Source organism: Amycolatopsis nigrescens CSC17Ta-90 (assembly GCF_000384315.1).
Taxonomy (GTDB): domain Bacteria; phylum Actinomycetota; class Actinomycetes; order Mycobacteriales; family Pseudonocardiaceae; genus Amycolatopsis; species Amycolatopsis nigrescens.
Genome location: NZ_ARVW01000001.1, coordinates 3,733,492 through 3,751,987, shown reverse-complemented (window position 1 = coordinate 3,751,987; position 18,496 = coordinate 3,733,492). Strand labels below are relative to the sequence as shown.

The 18,496-nt window shown below is 69.6% G+C and carries 22 protein-coding genes; 14 read left to right on the top strand and 8 right to left on the bottom strand.

What is annotated here, in order from left to right; translation table 11 throughout:
- Nucleotides 1-50 precede the first annotated feature (50 nt).
- Complete coding sequence (locus tag AMYNI_RS0117595; RefSeq protein ID WP_020669342.1) at nt 51-875, bottom strand: LLM class F420-dependent oxidoreductase; 825 nt, start codon at nt 873-875, stop codon at nt 51-53.
- 52 nt (nt 876-927) lie between these two features.
- On the opposite strand from AMYNI_RS0117595, the gene AMYNI_RS0117590 reads away from it, so the two are divergent.
- From AMYNI_RS0117590 to AMYNI_RS0117580, 3 genes are all read left to right on the top strand, one after another.
- Entirely contained in the window at nt 928-1,869 is a 942-nt protein-coding gene (locus AMYNI_RS0117590) for an aldo/keto reductase (RefSeq protein ID WP_020669341.1), read from the top strand.
- Between the two features lie 51 nt (nt 1,870-1,920).
- A complete protein-coding gene (locus AMYNI_RS0117585; RefSeq protein ID WP_020669340.1) occupies nt 1,921-2,829 on the top strand; it encodes an SDR family oxidoreductase in 909 nt (302 codons plus the stop codon).
- An 84-nt stretch (nt 2,830-2,913) separates the two neighbouring features.
- Nucleotides 2,914-3,387 (top strand): pyridoxamine 5'-phosphate oxidase family protein, encoded by a 474-nt coding sequence (locus AMYNI_RS0117580; RefSeq protein ID WP_020669339.1) that lies wholly within the window; start codon nt 2,914-2,916, stop codon nt 3,385-3,387.
- Here the strand turns inward: AMYNI_RS0117580 and AMYNI_RS0117575 are convergent.
- Nucleotides 3,381-3,665: a YciI family protein gene (locus AMYNI_RS0117575; RefSeq protein WP_020669338.1), complete on the bottom strand. Its 285-nt coding sequence runs from the start codon at nt 3,663-3,665 to the stop codon at nt 3,381-3,383. The genes AMYNI_RS0117580 and AMYNI_RS0117575 overlap by 7 nt on opposite strands.
- Nucleotides 3,666-3,850: 185 nt before the next feature.
- Between AMYNI_RS0117575 and AMYNI_RS0117570 the strand changes: the two genes are divergently transcribed.
- The 6 genes from AMYNI_RS0117570 to AMYNI_RS0117545 all read left to right on the top strand — a co-directional run bounded on the left by AMYNI_RS0117570 (nt 3,851) and on the right by AMYNI_RS0117545 (nt 8,750).
- Nucleotides 3,851-4,426: a SigE family RNA polymerase sigma factor gene (locus AMYNI_RS0117570; protein WP_020669337.1), complete on the top strand. Its 576-nt coding sequence runs from the start codon at nt 3,851-3,853 to the stop codon at nt 4,424-4,426.
- 97 nt (nt 4,427-4,523) lie between these two features.
- Entirely contained in the window at nt 4,524-5,666 is a 1,143-nt protein-coding gene (gene nagA, locus AMYNI_RS0117565; RefSeq protein ID WP_425387948.1) for an N-acetylglucosamine-6-phosphate deacetylase, read from the top strand.
- 81 nt (nt 5,667-5,747) lie between these two features.
- A complete protein-coding gene (locus tag AMYNI_RS0117560) occupies nt 5,748-6,533 on the top strand; it encodes a MerR family transcriptional regulator (protein WP_020669335.1) in 786 nt (261 codons plus the stop codon).
- Between the two features lie 37 nt (nt 6,534-6,570).
- On the top strand, nt 6,571-7,473 hold the full coding sequence (locus AMYNI_RS0117555; protein ID WP_020669334.1) for an AurF N-oxygenase family protein: 903 nt from the start codon (nt 6,571-6,573) through the stop codon (nt 7,471-7,473).
- A gap of 30 nt (nt 7,474-7,503) precedes the next feature.
- Complete coding sequence (locus AMYNI_RS49085) at nt 7,504-7,992, top strand: hypothetical protein (protein ID WP_020669333.1); 489 nt, start codon at nt 7,504-7,506, stop codon at nt 7,990-7,992.
- A 56-nt stretch (nt 7,993-8,048) separates the two neighbouring features.
- Nucleotides 8,049-8,750: a DedA family protein gene (locus tag AMYNI_RS0117545; RefSeq protein WP_020669332.1), complete on the top strand. Its 702-nt coding sequence runs from the start codon at nt 8,049-8,051 to the stop codon at nt 8,748-8,750.
- Nucleotides 8,751-8,834: 84 nt separating this feature from the next.
- Here the strand turns inward: AMYNI_RS0117545 and AMYNI_RS0117540 are convergent, their stop codons facing one another.
- The gene (locus tag AMYNI_RS0117540; RefSeq protein ID WP_020669331.1) at nt 8,835-10,226 is read right to left on the bottom strand and encodes an FAD-binding oxidoreductase; all 1,392 of its coding nucleotides are present in this window, start codon (nt 10,224-10,226) and stop codon (nt 8,835-8,837) included.
- Between the two features lie 19 nt (nt 10,227-10,245).
- Nucleotides 10,246-11,730 carry an MFS transporter gene (locus tag AMYNI_RS0117535; protein WP_020669330.1) on the bottom strand — a complete coding sequence of 495 codons (1,485 nt, stop codon included), beginning with the start codon at nt 11,728-11,730 and terminating at the stop codon, nt 10,246-10,248.
- Nucleotides 11,731-11,821: 91 nt separating this feature from the next.
- Between AMYNI_RS0117535 and AMYNI_RS0117530 the strand changes: the two genes are divergently transcribed.
- The 3 genes from AMYNI_RS0117530 (at nt 11,822) to AMYNI_RS0117520 (ending at nt 14,968) form a co-directional block, all read left to right on the top strand.
- Nucleotides 11,822-12,343: a TetR/AcrR family transcriptional regulator gene (locus AMYNI_RS0117530; protein WP_020669329.1), complete on the top strand. Its 522-nt coding sequence runs from the start codon at nt 11,822-11,824 to the stop codon at nt 12,341-12,343.
- Nucleotides 12,344-12,572: 229 nt separating this feature from the next.
- Complete coding sequence (locus AMYNI_RS0117525) at nt 12,573-13,751, top strand: sialidase family protein (protein ID WP_020669328.1); 1,179 nt, start codon at nt 12,573-12,575, stop codon at nt 13,749-13,751.
- A complete protein-coding gene (locus AMYNI_RS0117520) occupies nt 13,748-14,968 on the top strand; it encodes a hypothetical protein (RefSeq protein WP_020669327.1) in 1,221 nt (406 codons plus the stop codon). The genes AMYNI_RS0117525 and AMYNI_RS0117520 overlap by 4 nt, the downstream gene beginning before the upstream one ends.
- A gap of 53 nt (nt 14,969-15,021) precedes the next feature.
- Here AMYNI_RS0117520 and AMYNI_RS0117515 read toward each other — a convergent pair whose 3' ends face one another.
- Together AMYNI_RS0117515 and AMYNI_RS0117510 are read right to left on the bottom strand one after the other, a co-directional pair.
- Nucleotides 15,022-15,828, bottom strand: a complete 807-nt coding sequence (locus AMYNI_RS0117515) for an ArsR/SmtB family transcription factor (protein ID WP_020669326.1) — start codon at nt 15,826-15,828, stop codon at nt 15,022-15,024.
- Between the two features lie 32 nt (nt 15,829-15,860).
- Complete coding sequence (locus tag AMYNI_RS0117510) at nt 15,861-16,286, bottom strand: PPOX class F420-dependent oxidoreductase (protein WP_020669325.1); 426 nt, start codon at nt 16,284-16,286, stop codon at nt 15,861-15,863.
- A gap of 60 nt (nt 16,287-16,346) precedes the next feature.
- On the opposite strand from AMYNI_RS0117510, the gene AMYNI_RS0117505 reads away from it, so the two are divergent.
- Nucleotides 16,347-17,003, top strand: a complete 657-nt coding sequence (locus AMYNI_RS0117505) for an alpha/beta fold hydrolase (RefSeq protein WP_020669324.1) — start codon at nt 16,347-16,349, stop codon at nt 17,001-17,003.
- Here AMYNI_RS0117505 and AMYNI_RS0117500 read toward each other — a convergent pair.
- Complete coding sequence (locus AMYNI_RS0117500) at nt 16,977-17,171, bottom strand: DUF397 domain-containing protein (protein WP_020669323.1); 195 nt, start codon at nt 17,169-17,171, stop codon at nt 16,977-16,979. The genes AMYNI_RS0117505 and AMYNI_RS0117500 overlap by 27 nt on opposite strands.
- 12 nt (nt 17,172-17,183) lie before the next feature.
- The gene (locus tag AMYNI_RS0117495) at nt 17,184-18,029 is read right to left on the bottom strand and encodes a helix-turn-helix domain-containing protein (RefSeq protein ID WP_020669322.1); all 846 of its coding nucleotides are present in this window, start codon (nt 18,027-18,029) and stop codon (nt 17,184-17,186) included.
- Between the two features lie 108 nt (nt 18,030-18,137).
- On the opposite strand from AMYNI_RS0117495, the gene AMYNI_RS0117490 reads away from it, so the two are divergent.
- Nucleotides 18,138-18,452, top strand: a complete 315-nt coding sequence (locus tag AMYNI_RS0117490; RefSeq protein ID WP_020669321.1) for a hypothetical protein — start codon at nt 18,138-18,140, stop codon at nt 18,450-18,452.
- Nucleotides 18,453-18,496: the final 44 nt, after the last annotated feature.

Below are 18,496 nucleotides of genomic sequence, written 5' to 3'. Positions count from 1 at the left end.
CGAAGGCCACCTTGCCTGCGTTGAACGCAGGCAAGGTGGCCTTCGCTGCATCAGAGGAGGAGGGGGGCGAGGGCGCGGTAGCCGGGCAGCGGGTCGTCGCCGAGGACCTGGATGTTGACGTGGTCCGCGCCGGCTTCGAGGTGCGCGCGCACGCCGCGGGCGATGGTCTCCGCGTCACCGTGCAACGCGAGGTCGTCGATCAGCCGGTCGCTGCCGCCGTCGGCGATGTCCTGCTCGGAGTAGCCGAGCCGCAGCAGGTTCCTGGTGTAGTTGACCAGGCCGAGATAGGGGTGCTGCACCGCGGGACGGCCGATCGCGCGGGCCTTGTCCGGGTCGGTCTCCAGCACCACCTTCTGCTCCGGCGCGAGCAGCGGCCCGTCGCCGAGGACCTGGCGCGCCTCGCGGGTGTGCGCGGGCACGGTCAGGTACGGGTGCGCGCCGGCGGTCCGCTCGCCGGAGAGCTTCAGCACCTTCGGCCCGAGCGCGGCCAGCACCCTGTCTTCGACCGGCACACCGGCCTCGTCCAGCTCGTCCAGGTAGGAGACGATCTTGTCGTAGGGCTTCTGGTAGACCTGGGTCGCTTCCGGGTGCCCGATGCCGACGCCAAGCAGGAACCGGCCGGGGTGCTTGGCCGCGAGCCGGTGGTAGGAGGCGCCCACGGTGGCCGCGTCGTCCTTCCACATGTTCACGATGCCGGTGGCCACCGCGATCGAGCTGGTCGCGTCCAGCAGGCTCTCCTCCAGTTCGAGCCCGCCGTCCGGCGACCCGCCGACCCAGATGGCGCCGTAGCCCAGCTTCTCGATCTCGACCGCCAGTCCGGGGGTGAGGTCCCACACGGGCCGCCAGATACCGATCCTGCCCAGATTCACAGTCATAACCCGGACAACTCCACCAGCACTCCGTTTCATTCCGGGTTACGTTCGAATCATGGTGAAGATCGGCAATACGGACCTGGACGTGTTCGGCATCAACCTCGGCGGCAACGTATTCGGCTGGACCGCCGACGAGGCGGAGTCCTTTGCCGTGCTGGACGCCTATGCCGCGGCCGGGGGTAACTTCCTGGACACCGCGGACGTGTACATGGCGCGGATCGAGGGCAACTCCGGTGGTGAATCGGAGACCATCATCGGCAACTGGCTGGCCAGCCGCGGCCGGCGCGACGACACCGTGGTGGCCACCAAGGTGGGCATGTGGGGGAAACGGCCGGGGCTTTCGGCGAAGAACATCAAAGAAGCCGCCGAGGATTCGCTGCGACGGCTGCGCACCGACCATATCGATCTGTACTACGCACACCGGGACGACCCGGACACCCCGCTGGAAGAAACCCTGGGCGCTTTCGACGAACTGGTCCGCGCCGGAAAAGTCCGCTACATCGCGGCTTCGAACTACACCGCCGACCGGCTGGCCGAGGCATTGTCCATTTCGGACAGTGCGGGCCTTGCCCGCTACGCCGCCCTGCAACCGCACTACAACCTGGTGGAACGCGACTACGAACGCGAGCTGGCGCCACTGGCCGAGCGCGAGGGCCTCGGCACCCTGCCGTACTTCGCACTGGCCAAGGGCTTCCTGACCGGCAAGTACCGGTCGGCCGACGGCGCGGGTGACAGTCCGCGTGCCGACGGCGCGCTGGCCTACCTGGACGAGCGCGGCGAGCGCGTGCTGGCCGCGCTGGACGAGGCGGCGGCCGCGCACCGGGTGCCGGTGGCCGCGGTGGCGCTGGCCTGGCTGGCCGCCCAGCCGACCGTGGCCGCGCCGATCGCCAGCGCCCGCAACACCGGCCAGCTCACCGGCCTGCTCGCCGCGGCCCAGCTCGAGCTGACCGAGGACGAGCTGCGGAAGCTGACCGTGGCGTCTACTACTAGCCAGTAGCCTACTCGTAGTAAGTCAAGGTACGGTGCCTCCGACGAATGAGGAGGCACCGTGAACCCGCTCTCCCTGCTGACCGGCAAACGCCAGGTCAACGGCAAGGTCGTACTCATCACCGGCGCGGCAAGGGGCATCGGCGCCGGGCTGGCCGAGCGGCTCGCCGCGCGTGGCGCGAAGGTGGCGCTGGTCGGGCTCGAAGCCGAGGAACAGCGCAAGGTCGCGGAGCGGATCGGGCCGAACGCGCGGGCCTGGGAGGCGGACGTCACCGACTGGGACGCGCTGGAGCGGGCCACCGCGGGCGTGGTCGCGCACTTCGGCGGGATCGACGTGGTGATCGCCAACGCCGGCATCGCGACCACCGGGTTCGTGCGCTCGGTCGACCCGGCCGCGTTCGAGAAGGTGATCGAGGTCGACCTGCTCGGCGTCTGGCGGACCTTCCGGGTCACCCTGCCGCACGTGATCGAGCGCAAGGGCTACCTGCTGGCGATTTCCTCGCTGGCCGCCATCACGCACGCCCCTGGCATGGCGAACTACGCCGCCGCGAAGGCCGGGGTGGAGGCGTTCTGCAACAGCCTGCGCGCCGAGCTGGCCCACCTCAAGGTCAAGGTCGGCGTCGCGCACCCCACCTGGATCCGCACCGACCTGGTGGAGAGCGCGGACGCGCACCCGGTGTTCGGCAGGCTGCGGGCCGGGATGCCGGGGCTGCTCGGCAAGACCTACCCGCTGAACGTCGCGCTGGAGTCCCTGGAGCAGGGCGTGCTGCGCCGGGCCCGCACGATCCACGTGCCGCGCTGGGTCGGCGGGCTCAAGCTGATCCGCGCCTTCCTGCCGCCGATCATCGAGATCGGGTCCCGGTCCAGGGTGCCCGGCGCGGACAAGGCGGCGCTGGCCGACATCAAGGAACGCGGTGCGCTGGAGTCCTCCGTCGCCGGGCACGGCGGCCGGGCCGCGACCAAGCGCTAGCCGTACCGCTCAGCGACACGCCGGGCTCGACAGCAGGGCGCCGCTCGGCGAGAGTGCCGTCAGCTGCGACGACAGGAGGTGCGGATGTCACGCCGCGACCAGATCCGGATGACGCCCGACGAGGTACGCGCGTACCTGGCCGAGCAGAAGGTCATCAACGTGGCGACGATCGGGCCGAACGGGCGCCCGCACCTGGCCCCGCTCTGGTACTTCCCGCACGGTGACGGGGTCGCGACCTGGACCTACGGCAGCGCGCAGAAGACGGTCAACCTGCGCCGCCTGCCGCAGGCCACGGTGCTGATCGAGTCGGGGGACACGTACGAGACCCTCCGCGGGGTCTCGCTGGAGGCCGACGTCGAACTCGTCGAGGACACCGCGAAGGTCACCGAAATCGGCATCACGCTGACCCAGCGCTACGCCGGCGCCCAGCCCGGCGACCCGGTGCCGGACGCGCTCGCCGAGTTCATCGGCAAACAGGCGCCGAAGCGGGTCGGCCTGCTGTTCAAGCCGACCAAGGTGGTCAGCTGGGACCACACCAAGCTCGGCGGCGTTTACTGAGCGTCAGGCACCCAGGCGCCGATCACCGGCTTGAACTCGCGCACGGTCCGCTCGGCGATGGCCCCTTCGAGGTGATAGGGGTCCTGGTCGATCAGTTCCTGGAGCGCGGCTTCGTTCTCGGCACGGTAGAGCGAGATCCCGCCACTGTTGTCGCCGAGCGGGCCGGCCACGGCCACCACGCCTTCGGCGGCCAGCCGGTTCAGGAACTCCCGGTGCCGTGGCCGAACCTCGGCCAGTTTTTCTTGGACATAGCGGATTTCCACCAGATACCAGGCCACTGCGTCTCCTCCTCCGTACCGGACGGGCAGGATGGACGCTACCGGCCGGCGCCCACAGCGTGAGCGGGCCGTCCCACGATTCGAGCAGTGCCACCGGGCGAGCCAACCCGATACGCTGTCCGCAGCGTGGGCTTGACGACTACCAGTCAGCCTCATCCAGGTCGGCCGAAAGTGAGCGGGGATTCATGCCGGAGGGCAGTGCGGAAAGCAGCGTGGAACGCACGCTCGGGCACCTGCGGACGATCGACGGGCCGGCACCGGCGGCACCGCCGGCCGCGCCGCTGAACCTGGAGGACCTCTACCGGACGCACCGGATGCGGCTGGTCCGGCTGGCCATCCTGCTTGTCGACGAGCCCGCCACCGCGGAGGACGTGGTGCAGGAGGCGTTCACCGGGCTGCACCGCAACTGGGGGAAGCTGCGCGACGCCGCGGCCGCAGTCGGATACCTGCGAACGGCGGTAGTGAATGGGTCACGAAGCGTACTGCGCCGCCGCAAGACCGCGCGCGAGTACGTGCCGCCGCACGCGGTCAACGCGCGCTCCGCGGAGAGCCTGGCGATGCTGTCCACCGAGCACCAGGCCGTGGTCAGCGCACTGTCCAAGTTGCCGCCAAGGCAGCGGGAGGTGCTGGTGCTGAGGTACTACGGCGGGTTGTCCGAGGCGGAGATCTCGGAAGCGGCCGGCATTTCCAAAGGGACCGTAAAATCCACCGCGAGCAGGGCACTGGAAGCCCTCCAGAAGGCCATGCAGAACCCCAACTAGGGACACCAGCCGGTAACGAACACCGGGGTTGCACCCCCATGACTTGGTTTAGACCAATATGCTGTCAGATGTGACGGGCGCCGAGGACTTCGTGATCATGGGTGGAAAATTGGCCACCCCTGCCGGGCTGTTGGAAAATGGCTGGCTGGCCATTTCCGGCGAGCTGATCGAGAACGTCGGGACCGGCTCCCCGCCCCCGGGCAAACAGGTGGACGTCCAGGGCGCCCTGGTGGTCCCCGGCTTCGTGGACACGCACTGCCACGGCGGTGGCGGCGGCTCGTTCTCCAGCGGCGAGGAGAAGGAGCTGACCAGCGCCATCGCCGCGCACCGGCGGCACGGCACCACCACCCTGCTGGCCAGCCTGGTCTCCGACCCGATCGGCGAGCTGGCCGGCCAGATGGCCGTGCTGAACGAGCTGGTGGCCGACGGCGAGCTGGCCGGCATCCACCTGGAGGGGCCGTTCATCTCCCAGGCCAGGTGCGGCGCGCACGACCCGGACGCGCTGCGCGAGCCGGACGCCGCCACCGTGGACCGGCTGCTGGCCGCCGGCAAGGGCTCGGTCCGGATGGTCACCCTCGCCCCGGAGCTGCACGGCGGGGTGCGCGCGGTACGCCAGCTGGCCGAGTCCGGGGTGATCGCCGCGATCGGGCACACGGACGGCGTGGAGGAGCAGATCCGGCCCGCGATCGACGCCGGCGCCACCGTGGCCACCCACCTGTTCAACGGGATGCGCCCGCTGCACCACCGCGAGCCCGGCCCGATCGGCGCGCTGCTGGACGACGAGCGGGTCACCGTGGAACTGATCTGCGACCTGGTGCACATGCACCCCACCGTGGTCCGGCTGGCCGCGACGCACGCCGGCAAGGGCCGCACGGTGCTGATCACCGACGCGATGTCGGCCACCGACGCGGCGGATGGCAGCTACCGGCTCGGCAGGCTCGAGGTGGACGTGCGGGACGGGGTGGCCACGCTGGCCGACAACGGCTCGCTCGCCGGCAGCACGCTGACCATGGACAACGCCTTCCGCAACCTGGTGCACAGCGCCCGGCTGGACGTCATGGACGCGGTGCACGCGACCTCGGCCAAACCGGCCGCGCTGCTCGGCCTGACCGGGAAGACCGGCGCGCTGCGCGCGGGACTGGCCGCCGACCTGGTGGTGCTGGACGCGGACCTGTGCCCGTCGAAGGTGCTGCGCCGTGGCGAATGGGTGGCCGGCGTCGGCGCAGGTCAGACGTCGTGAGTGAAAAGTGTTGTCCTGGCAACCGTTTCCACTCACGACCGTTGACCAGGGGAAACACCGGCCAGCACTAGACTCCGGCCAATGGATCCAGACACTGCGGGCAGCGGCGGCGGCCGGGAGTACCGGGTGGACGACCTGGCGCGGGTGGCCGGCACCACGGTCGGCAACGTGCGGGTCTACCAGGACCGCGGGCTGCTCCCGCCGCCGCTGCGACGCGGCCGCGTCGCGGTGTACACCGAGGCGCACCTGGCCAGGTTGCGGCTGATCCTCGGGCTGCTCGGCCGGGGTTACGCCTTCGCCCAGATCGGCGAGATGCTCGCGGCCTGGGCCGAGGGCCGCGACCTCGGCGACCTGCTCGGGCTGGAAGAGGTGATCACCCAGCCCTGGTCGGACGAGGTGCCGCAGCGGATGTCGCTGGCCGAGGTGACCAGGGAGTTCGGCAAGTACGCCAGCCCGGCCACGATCAGCAGGGCGCTGCGGCTCGGGGTGGTGGAGCGGGAGGGCGCGCACGTGCTGGTGCGCAGCCCGCGGCTGCTGCAGGCCGGCCGGGAGCTGCTGTCCGCCGGGGTGCCGATGCCGGTGGTGCTGGAGATCGCCGAGCAGGTCAAACGGCATACCGACGAGCTGGCCGGGCTGTTCCTGGAGCTGGTCGACCGGCACGTGCTGCCCGATGGGGACTGGACGCCGTCCGCCGAAGAGGTGCCGGAGCTGACCGCGCAGGCCAAGCGGCTGCGGCCGCTCGCGCAGTCCGCGGTGGCCGCCTCGCTGGCCGCGTCGATGAGCCGCGAGCTGCAGGACTGGCTCGCGGCACGATTCGGCCCGTTGCTGCAGCAGCGCGAAGACGACTCGGCCGAATCGACGTCTTAATCTTCCATTATTTCAATGACCGTTCTAACGTTTACCCATGAACCGTCGCACGGACACCCCGCCGAGCCGGGAGACCACCGCGAACCGCCTGCTCGCGTCCTCGGCGAAGCTGTCCTACGACCCCGACGTGGACATCGACTGGGACGCGCCGCTGGAGCCGGGCAAGTACTTCGTGCCGGAGCAGCTGGTCACCCTGTACGGCACCGAGCTCTGGGGCCGGATGAGCCAGGAGCAGCGGATCGAGCTGTCCAAGCAGGAGATGATCAACACGATCAGCGTTGGCATCTGGTTCGAGACCATCCTGATCCAGATGCTGATGCGGCTGGCCTACCGCAAGGACCCGACCACGGCCCACGTGCACTACGCCTACACCGAGGTGGCCGAGGAGTGCCGGCACTCGATGATGTTCGGCAGGCTGATCGACCGGGTCGGCGGCCGGCCCTACCGGCAGGACCTCCGCTGGTACCTGCTCGGCCAGGTGCTGCCGTTCGTGCTCCGCGGGCCCGCCATGTGGGCCGCCACGCTGATGGGCGAAGAGGTCTTCGACGTGCTCCAGCGCGACACCATGCGCGACGAGAACCTGCAGCCGATCGTGCGCGCGGTGATGCGGATCCACGTCACCGAGGAGGCCAGGCACGTGCGCTACGCCAGGGAGGACCTGCTGCGCGGGATGGGCCGGGTCAACCGGCTGGAGAAGGAGTTCGCGCGGCTGGTCGCCGCGCGCGGCGCGCTGCTGCTGGCCACCTCGCTGACCAGGCGCGAGCAGTACGAGCGCGCCGGACTCAACGGCCGCGAGGCGCAGCGGCAGGCACGGGCCAACCCGAACATGCACGAGGCGTTCCGGCACGGCGCCGGCCGGGTGGTCGGGTTCCTGACCGAAGCCGACCTGATCGGCGGGCCGACCAAGTACTTCTGGCGTCGCTCGAAGCTGATCGTCTAGCCGTTGCCCGCCATGGGTTAGCGTGGACGGGTGACCGAAGCCGACGACCCGGAGAAGCTGCTGGCTCAGGCGCTGCGCGCGCAGGCGCGAAGCGTGCCGCAGCCCGCTCCGAAAACGGCGCGGCCGGCGACGAACACGGACTCCGCCGAACTCGCCGAGGATCCCGGCGAGTTGCCGGACTTCAAGGCGCTGGACCAGGAACTTCGCGAATCGGACGAGTCGGCGACCACCCCGCCGATCTCTTCGCCGAGTCCTTCGGAGCACCTGACAGACAATGCGACAGATCGACTGCCGCCCCGCTACGGCCTGCTTTCCGGCGCCGGGGCGAGCTCGCTCGAACGCGAGCGGGCCGCGCTGGACGCCAACCCCGCGTTCGCGCCGGCACCGCCGGCCCAGCGAGCGGGCACCACCAGGCAAGTTCCGGCGAGCCATCCGCTCGCGGCGCATTGGGTGCTGGTACTGGCGGTGCTGCTCGGGCTCGCCTCCGGCTCGGTGATCGGCCTGCTGACCCTGCTTTAGCGCAGGCGAAGGGTTGGCGCCGCGCGAAAAGCCGACCCTGTACCGTTACTTTGGTGATGTTCACCCAGTCCACGACCACTCTGGCGTTGATGCCCGACTGGTTCAGCCCTGACTACCTGCTCACCGAGTTCGGTGGGTACGTAATCGTCGGCCTCTGCCTGATCATCTTCATCGAGAGCAGCATTTTCCCGGTACTGCCGGGTGATTCGCTGTTGTTCACCGCCGGCCTGTTCATCGCCAACGGCAGCATCAAGTCGCCGTTGTGGCTGGTCTGCGTGCTGGTCACGGTCGCCGCCCTGCTCGGCAACGTGGTGGGTTATCTGATCGGCTACAAGGCCGGTCCCGCGTTGTTCAAACGGCCGGACTCGCGATTCTTCAAACAGGAGTATGTGGAGAAGACGCACGCCTTCCTGGACAAGCACGGCCCGAAAGCCGTGGTGCTGGCCCGTTTTGTTCCATTCGTCCGTACTTTCATCACCTGGATCGCCGGTATCGGCAAGATGGATCCCAAGCGGTACTTCACCTACACCGTGATCGGCGGCATTCTGTGGGCCGCCGGCATCACCGTGCTGGGCGCGCTGCTGGGCAACATCGGCTTCATCCGGGACAACGTCGACGCGATCTTCATCCTGATCGTGGTGATCTCCGTTGTCCCGATCGTGATCGAGTACTTCAAGGGGCGCAAGGAAAAGAAGCTCGCCGCCGAGCAGGCCCCGGATCCCGAGGCCACTCAGCACATCCCCCGCGTCACCGACTGACCCCGGCGGTCCCGTCTGTCCGTGAAGGGCACCTTGCCTACCTTGAAGGTAGGGAAGGTGCCCTTCACGGCGTTCAAGGGGAACTCAGGTCAGGGAGAACATGGAGCCGGGGTTGAAGAGGTTGTCCGGGTCGAGGGCGGCCTTGATCTGGCGGTGCACGCGCAGGCCAACCGGCCCGATTTCCTTGGCCAGCCAGTCTTTTTTGATCTTGCCGACGCCGTGCTCGCCGGTCACCGTGCCACCGAGCGAGAGGCCGATCTCCAGGATCGCGTCGAACGCCCGCTGGGCGCGCTCGAACTCGTCCGCCGAGTCGGGCTGGTAGACGATCGTCGGGTGCATGTTGCCGTCCCCGGCGTGCCCGACCACCGCGATCCGCAGCCCGACCTCCTCGCTCACCCGCTGGCAGCCGGCGATCAGCTCGGCGATCCGGGTGCGCGGCACGCACACGTCGTCGGTGAGCCACAGCCCGTACTGCTCCAGCGCGGTCAGCACCACCCGGCGCGCCTGCAGCAACATGTTGCCCTCGGCCAGATCGTCGGTCGCGTAGGTCATGTCCGAGCCGGAGTCCAGGCAGATCTGTTCCAGCGCGGCCAGTTCGCGGCGGGCCACCTCGCCACCCGCGTCGGACTGCGCGAGCAGCAGCGCCTGGCAGTCCGAGCCGGCGCCGAGGTCGGTCTTCAGGTAGCTCTCGGCGGCCTTGATCGAACTGGCGTCCATGATCTCCAGCAGCGACGGCACCAGCCCCTCGCGCACCATCTGCGCCACCGCCGCCCCGGCGGCCTCGGTGCTGGTGAACCCGGCGACCAGGGTGCCGGGCGCCTGCGGCAGCGGGCGCAGCGCGACGGTGGCCTGGGTGATCACGCCGAGCGTGCCCTCGCTGCCGACGAACAGCCTGGCCAGGTCGTAGCCCGCGACGCCTTTCACGGTGCGCCGGCCGGTCTTCAGGATCGAGCCGTCGGCGAGCACGACTTCCAAGCCCAGCACGGAATCCGTGGTGACCCCGTACTTCACGCAGCACAGCCCGCCGGCGTTGGTGGAGAGGTTCCCGCCGATGGTGCACCAGTCGTAGCTGGACGGGTCCGGCGGATAGAACAGCCCGTGCTTCTCCACCGCGTTCCGGAAGTCCAGGTTGACCACGCCCGGCTGGACCACCGCGAGCCGGTTGCCCGCGTCGACCTCCACGATCTCGTTGAGCTTGGTCAGCACCAGCATCACGCAGCCGTCGATCGCGTTGGCCGCACCGGAAAGCCCGCTGCCCGCACCACGCGGCACGATCGGCACCCCGGCCGCGGCGCAGGCCCGGACCACGGCCTGCACCCCGGCGACGTCCACCGGCAGCACCACCGCCAGCGGCCTGCCGACCGGGGCGAGCGGCATCATGTCCCGCGAGTAGCTGCCGGTGACGTCGGAGTCGGTGAGCACGGCGTCCCGGCCGAGCTCATCGCGAAGGGTCTGCAGCAGGGCGTCGTTGCTCATGCCCTCATGGTAAACCCGGTCAGATCCGCACTACGGAATTCTTTTTCCGATTGAGCAGGAGCATCGCCTGCACCCCGGTGTAGATCAGCAGTGCGGTTCCGGCATAGGCGGTGACGTGCAGACCCTGCACGAACGCCTCGCGCGCCACGTCGAGCAGTGCACCGCCCTGGTCCGCGGGCAGCTGCCCGGCGGTGGCGGCCGCACCGCCGAGCGTCTCGCGCGCCGTTTCCGGGGTGCCCGCGGGCAGCCCGGCGCGGTAGACCGCGGTGGCCACGCTGCCGAGGATCGCGGTGCCCAGTGCCCCACCGAGCTCGTAGCCGGTCTCGGAGATGGCGGACGCGGCACCGGCCCGTTCGGCGGGCGCGGCCGAGACGACCAGGTCGTTGGTGAGCGTCTCGGACAGCGCGATCCCACCGCCCACCAGCACGAACCCGGCGACCAGCCAGGCCAGTCCGGTGTGCACGCCGAGCTGGGTCAGCAGCGCGAAACCGACGGCACCGGCGAGCAGCCCGCCGCCGATCAGCGCCGTGGTGCTGTACCGCTTGGCCAGCTGGGCGGCGAGCAGCGCGCCGGCCACCCCGGCCACGGTGGCCGGCAACATCCACAGCGCCGCGGTCAGCGGCCGGAGCCCGAGCACCAGCTGGAGGTACTGCGGCACCAGGAAAAGCAGGCCGACCATGGCGAACACGCCGAGCAGGTTGGTGGCCACCGAGACGCTGAACGCGCGGTTGCGGAACAGGTCGAGGTCCAGCATCGGTTCCGGCAGTGCGCGCTGGCGGCGGACGAACAGCACACCGACGGCGAGGCCGGCGAGCACGCTGACCACGGCGGTGAGGCTGAGGCCGTGCTCGGCGGTCAGCTTGATGCCGTAGACCACCGGCAGCATCGCGGCCAGCGAAAGCACCGCGGAGAACAGGTCGAACCTGCCCGGCCGCGGGTCGCGCGCCTCCGGCAGCAGGATCGGACCGGCGACGAGCAGCAGCACCATCACCGGCACGTTGATCAGGAACACCGAGCCCCACCAGAAGTGCTCCAGCAGCCAGCCGCCGATCACCGGGCCGAGCGCCATCCCGCCGGAGAACCCGGCGCTCCACACCGCGATCGCGATCCGGCGCCGGTTCCCGTCGGTGAAGATGCTGCGGATCAGGGAAAGGGTGGACGGCATCAGGGTGGCCCCGCCGACGCCGAGCAACGCGCGGGCCGCGATCAGCATCAGCGGCGTGGTCGCGAACGCGGCCAGCACCGAGGCGGCGCCGAACGCGGCGGCGCCGGCGAGCAGCAGCTTGCGGCGGCCGATCCGGTCGCCGAGGGTGCCCATCACCACCAGCAGCCCGGCCAGCATGAACGAGTAGATGTCCACGATCCAGAGCTGCTCGGCGCCGGTGGGCGCGAGGTCTTCGCTCAGGTACGGCAGCGCGAACCCGAGCACGGTCATGTCCACGCTGATCAACAACACCGGCAGCACCAGCACCGCCAGTGCCCACCATTGCCTGCGCCCGGTCATGGCGCACTCTCCTAAAACTTTACAGTCCAGACGGTACAGTTTCCGCCTCGCATCGAGAGTAAACCGTCCAGACGGTATAGTCCAACTCATTATGGCGAAGCCCTCAGCACGCGACCGGGTCCTCGACGCCTACCAGGACGTCCTCATCGAGCACGGCCCTTCGTCGGTCACGCTCGAAGCCGTCGCCGCGGAGGCGGGGGTGTCCAAGGGCGGCCTGCTTTATCACTTCGGCTCGAAGGACGCCCTGCTCGAAGGTTTGATCGGCCGGCTGTACGAGCTGACCGAGGAGGATCTGGCCACCGCCCGCGAGTCGCCGGAGGGGGTGGCGAGCTACTACATCCGGTCCTCGATGGCCGAGGTGCTGCGGGACGAGCGGCTGTACCGGACCACGCTCGCCGCGATCCGCATGATGCACCTGCCACGGGTTTCCGACGCCATGCGCGAGGCGACCGCGAAATGGCGCGCCCTGCTGCTGGAACACACCCCGGACGCACTGACTGCCGACCTGATCGCCACCGTCGGCGACGGCCTCTACCTCCGCGCCGCCCTCGGCGAGACCGAAACCCCGCTGCTCGACGACCTCCCCACCACCCTGCGCCGCCTCGGCCTCTGACCCCCGCGCGAAGTTGTCCACAGTTGCCGCCCCCTGTGGACAACTCACCCTTCAGCGGCAGCCGCCGGCCCGTGCGGCGATAGGCTGGAGCGGGGCCGCCCCCCAGGGAGGGTGGGGGGCTGGGGCTGGGACGAACCACGATTTCCGCACCACCGCTCAGCGAACCATTGACGAGAAGTACAGCGCGATCTAGGTTTCCTAGACATAGGATGTCCTATGTCTGGGAGGCATGGTGGGATTCCGGTGGACTGGCGCGGCGGTGGCCGTGGTGCTGACGGCGGGGCTGGCCGGGATTCCGGAAGCGGGGGCGAGCCCGGCGTCCTGCCGGAGTTCGGTGCCCTACGCGGCAGGTGACGCGGGCTATCACACCTTCCGCATCCCGGCCGTGGTCGAGACGAAACGCGGCACGCTGCTCGCGTTCGCCGAAGGGCGGCACGACTCGGCCGGGGACACCGGCGCCATCGACACCGTGCTCCGGCGCTCGTCCGACGGCGGCTGCCACTGGGGGCCGCTGAGCGTGGTGACCACCTCGAAAACCGGTGGTACCGCGGGAAACCCGAGCCCGGTGGTGACCGCGAACGGCCGAGTGGTGCTGCTGACCACGCACAACGGGCCGGAGGCGACCGAGTCGGTGATCATGTCCGGCCAGGCGTCCGACGCCGAAACGCGCCGGGTCCACGTGCAGTACAGCGACAACGACGGGCGCGACTTCAGCGCCACCAGGGACATCACGGCGGACACCAAGGCCGCGGACTGGCGCTGGTACGCCACCGGCCCCGGGCATGCGATCGTGTTGCGAAGCGGCCGGATCGTGGTGCCCGCCAACCATTCCAGCGCGCCGCCGGCCGGTTCGGCGGACGTGGGCACGGAGAAGAAGTACTACGGCGGGCACGCGATCTACAGCGACGACGGCGGCCGGAACTGGCGGATCGGGTTCACCGACAGTGAGCCGGACGGTCGGGTCAACGCGAACGAGAGCACCGCGGCCGAGCTGCCGGACGGCACGGTGTACTTCAACGCGCGCGACCAGGGCGGCAGCGAACCGGGCAACCGGGTGGACGCCTACAGCCGCGACGGCGGCCGGAGCCTGACCGCGCCCTACACCGGACGGCCCGCGCTGGCCGGGCCGCAAGTGCAGGGCAGCGTGCTGCAAACGTCGCGGCCGGACGTGCTGCTGTTCTCCGGCCCGTCCTCGCCGGACAGCCGTGCCGCCATGCGCGTCCGGGTCAGCGCAGACGGCGGACGCAGCTGGCGCGACGGCCACCCGGTGTCGCCCGCGCCCGCCGCGTACTCCGACCTGGTGCAGCTCGACCGGCGGAACCTCGGGCTGCTCTACGAAACCGGCGACGCCGGGCCGTACGAGAAGATCGTCTTCCACCGGCTTGCGCTGGCCGAGGTGGCCGGATGAGCGGGTTCACCCGGCGGGCCGCGCTCGGCGCGCTGGGCCTGACCGGCGTGGCGATGGCGGGTGCGCCAAAAGCCGAAGCCACCTCCACGGGTCCACTGTGGACGGAACTGCCGGAGCTGCCGCCGAACCGGGTGGACTTCTCACCGCACGTACCGGTGCACGCGCCCTTCTGGCGGCAGCTCGGGCTGGCCGGGATGGTCGCCGGCCAGTCCGGCGAGTACGTGCTCGCCGCCGGCGGCGCGAACTTCCCCGAGCCCGCGCTGACCAGCAACCGGGCCACCGTGCTCGGCAAGGTCTATTGGGACGAGGCCTTCGTGCTACGCCGAACCCCGGACGGTCCACAGTGGATTGACCAGCCGTTGCGGCTGCCGACGAGCCTGGCGTACGCGGCCACCGTGCGCACCAGCCGCGGGCTGCTGGTGCTCGGCGGCGAGGGTTTCCGCCATGGGCCGGACGGCGCCAAGAACAGCCCTGTGCAGATCTTCGCGGACGTCTTCTTCCTTCGCTACCAAGGAGAACTGGTCACCGAGCCGTTGCCGCCGCTGCCGAGGCCGATGTCCTACGCGGTGGCCGGGATGATCGGCTCCACGGTGTACATCGCCGAGGGCGGCGACTTCTTCGCGCTGGACACCGACCGCCCGCACACCGGCTGGCAGGTGCTGCCGCGCTGGCCCGGCGAACCCCGCACGGTCGCCGTCGGCGCCGCCCTCGGTGGCCGGTTCTTCCTGCTCAGCGGGCGCGGGCAACGCGACGGCGAATGGCGGTTCCACCGTGACGTCTACTCCTACGACCCGGTCCGCGCCCGCTGGCAACGGGAGGCGGACCTGCCCTGGTGCGTCACCGCCGGACTGGCCTACCCGGTGGACGACCGGTATCTGCTCGTCGTCGGCGGGGACAAGGATCTGGACCGCTGGAACCTGATCCAGCGCGAAACCGCGTTAGCCGCCCGGTATCCACCGGGCTCGCCGGAATGGGCTGTGCACAACGACGCGATCACCTGGATCTACGACCACCACACCGGCGACAACACCGAGATCCTGCGCTACGACCTGCGCCGGCGGCGGTGGGAGGTGGCCGGCCTGTTCCCCGGACCGCCGCCGGTGACCACCCCGGCCGTCACCTGGGACGACGAGCTGCTGGTGATCAGCGGCGAAGTCCGCCCCGGCGTCCGCACCCCCCGCGTCCTCTCCACCCCCGCCCGCGCCTGGCGTCCGTGAAGGGCACCTTGCCTACCTTGAAGGTAGGCAAGGGCACCTTCACGGACTAAAGGTCAGGAGTGCAGGGACTTGCCGGTTTCGAGGAGGGTCTTGAGGTCGCTGAGGATTTCCGGCCAGCCGCCGCCTGCGTTCTCCACCTCGCCGTTGACCATGGCCGCGGTGTTCGGCGAGTCCGCGAGCTCGTGCGTGACCGTCAGTGACGTGACACCGTCCGCGCCGGGCACGATCTCGTGCACGAGCCGGGTGACGCCCTCCACCGGCTCCCACTGCGGGTGCCAGGTCTGCACCAGCCTGCGCGGCGGGTCGCACTCGATGACCTCGCCGGTGATCAGCACGTCCGGCGTGTCCCCGTACGCCTTCATCGCGTCGCTGGCGAACGCCTTGTACTCGCCACCGGGGCGCAGGTCGTATTCGACCGGGCACTGGTAGCCGTACTTCTGCGTCCATTCCGGCTTCGTGATCGCGTCCCAGATCGCCTCCGGGGTGGCCTTGATGTAGACGCGGTGGACGTACACGACCTTGTTCTCGGTCTTGGTGGGCATGGTCTTCTCCTCTAGTTCGGCCTTGAGATCGGTGAGCGCGGCGATCCGACGCTCGGTGTACTTGTCGATCCACCGGTCGTGGATCAGCCGGATCGGCACCGCGTTCAGGAAATGCAGCTTTTCCCGGCCCGACTTGCGCACCACGAGGAGATTGGCCTCCTCGAGCACGCGCAGGTGCTTCATGACGCCGAAGCGCGTCATCTCCAGTTCGGACTCCAGCTCGGTGAGCGTGCGGCCGTCACGGTCGAAGAGCCGGTCGAGCAGGAAGCGGCGCGTCGGGTCGGCGAGCGCTTTGAACACGCGGTCGTCGTCCGTCATACGAGAAGAATAGGTGACCAAAAGGTCACATGTCAACGGGCCATGCCGTAGACGCGGTCCACCGGCAGGCGGAACACCAGGCGGCGGTCGGCCACCATCGCCGCGCGGTACTCGTCCCAGTCGGGATGCTCGCCGCGGATCACGCGATACAGCTCGATCAGCTCCTCGACGGCCGCGTCATGCGGGTCCGCGGCGACCTCGGAAAGCTCGGCATTCCCTTCCGCGACCACGTATTGCCAGCCGTCGGCGCTGCTCACGTGGTAGCTCACCCGCGGATCGCGGCGGATGTTCGAGGTCTTGGCGCGGCCGTCGGTCAGCGAGACCAGGATCCTGCGGTTCGCCGCGTCGTAGTGGTGGTTGACGTTGGAAAGCTGCGGACGCCCGTCGCGCTTGAGCGTCACCAGCACCCCGAGGTCGCGGGCGGCCAGCAGGGCGTGCAGTGCTTGGTCATTCGACATGACCGGCTCAACACCGAACGGCGGACGCCCCATTCCGGCGCTGCCCGCCAGAATGGGCTGATGGCCACGCTGGTACTGCTGCACAGCCCGTTCACCGGACCGCTGACCTGGCAGCCGGTCGCGGCCCGGCTGCGCGAACACGGCCATCGGGCCGAAGTGCCGTCGTTCGCCGGAATCCTGCCCGGCGGCCCGCCGTACCACCGGCGGCTGGCCGAATCGGTGCGCGCCACCGGCGAAGTGGTGCTGGTCGGGCACAGTTCGGCCGGTACCCTGCTGCCCGCGATCGCGGAGGCGCTGGAGGTACGCGCGGCGATCTACGTGGACGCGACCCTGCCGCACCCCGGCGCGAGCTGGTTCGACTCCGCACCGCCCGAACGCCGCGAGCAGTTGCTCGGCCTGGCCCGCAACGGACTGCTGCCGCGCTGGCACGAATGGTTCCCGCCCGAGATGTTCACCGGGCTGCTCCCGGACGAAGGGCTGCGGGACCGGTTCGTGGCCGAGCTGGAACCGACACCGCTGGCCTACCTGGAAGAAGCCGCCCCGGTGGTGGCCGCGCCGCCGAGCGCCTACCTCCAGCTCAGCGAGCCGTACGCCCCGGTGGCCGACGAAGCCGGCCGGCGCGGCTGGCCGGTGCTGCGCGAGCGCGCGGACCACCTGGCCATGCTCACCAACCCGGACCGGATCGCCGGGCTACTGCACGAACTCGTCCAGCGCTGACCGCCAGGCGGCGGCGGAAAGGAGCAGCGCACCGGCGGCGGGATCCTTGGAATCCCGGACGGCCACCGCCCGCTCCAGAAAAGCGACCTCGACACACGAGCTGTACTCGTTGGAGCCGCTGAAGCTGCTCTTACGCCACCGGGTACCGGATAGGTCCACAGTGGACATGGCAGCGCCCCTCTACATCCCGGCGATCAACCGCCCGACAAGCGCCACCGAGTCGGGAGGCGACAACGCCTTGGTACGCAATCGGTCGAAGGTGAGTTTACAGGTCCGGACCTGGTCCTCCTTCTCCATTCGGACCGAGCCGCCAACGTGATCGACATAGCCCATGTCGGGCTCCTCCTCGCTGGGAAAGCCGAGCAGAATGAAGGCGCTGTTCATCCCGAGATGCGCGCCCGCACTCGTCGGAAGCACCCGCACGGTGACATTGGGCAGGGCCCCCAGTGCAACCACCTTCGACAACTGCTCGCGCATCACCGCATCACCGCCGACCGGCCGCCTCAGGGCGCCCTCATCGATGATCGCCTCGAACTCCAGCTCATCATCCGGATCGGTCAGTCGCTGCTGCCGCTGGATTCGCACCAGCGCCTGCGGACCCGGCTCTGCGGCGACTCGCCGAAGTAGCGATATCTGGAACGCCGCCCGCGCGTATGACTCGGTCTGCAGGAGCCCAGGGATGAAAGCAAGCGCAAACTCCTTCACCGAGTTCGCGGCCGTCTCCAAGCTGACGTAGGCGTGCGCGGGCACGCCATAGGCTTGCCACCAGCCTTTTTTCCTGGCTTCGCGGGTCATCTCCAGGTAGGGCTCCCAGTCGTTGACCGGGATGCCGTAGAGGTCGAGCATGCCCTTGACCACGATCACCTCCGGCGCGGTCTGACCGTTCTCCATCCGGCTCAGCCTGGCCGGGGAGAACTCCAGCGCCCGGCACACCTCACCGGGCGACAGCCGCGCCGACTCCCGCAGCTCACGCAGCACCTTGCCCAGGCGCCTGCGATGAAACGGCGGCGACTGCTGGGTACTCACCGGTTACCTCCCGACACGCGGCGTGTTCGCAATCATCCCTCCGCAATACCGATGCGGAATTCCGCGACACCCGTTCCGACCTCGGTTTCCGCCCGCACCATGCGGGTAATGCCCACCTGGGACTACTGGTACCGGCTCGAGTACCGGCGAGAGATCGCCAAGGACAACCGCGTGCACGAGTACACCGAGCGCGTCGAGGACCACGGCTGGACCTTCGCGCACAAACCCGAAGCCCGGCGGGAGTGGTTCAGCCGCTACACGTCCGGGTGCGCGGAGGACTTCCTCGGGCGCGTGCGGGCCAAGCCCGGTCTCTGGTTGATCACCGTCTGGCGGACCGGCCCCGGTACCGAGGGGCGCGGTGAGCTGCTCGGATCGGTCCGGATCAGGTGGACGAAGGCGCAGGCCCAACAAGCTTGCGTGTAGCAACTAAAGTGTCTTGCCACACACTCGGCGTAAACCAGTGGCAG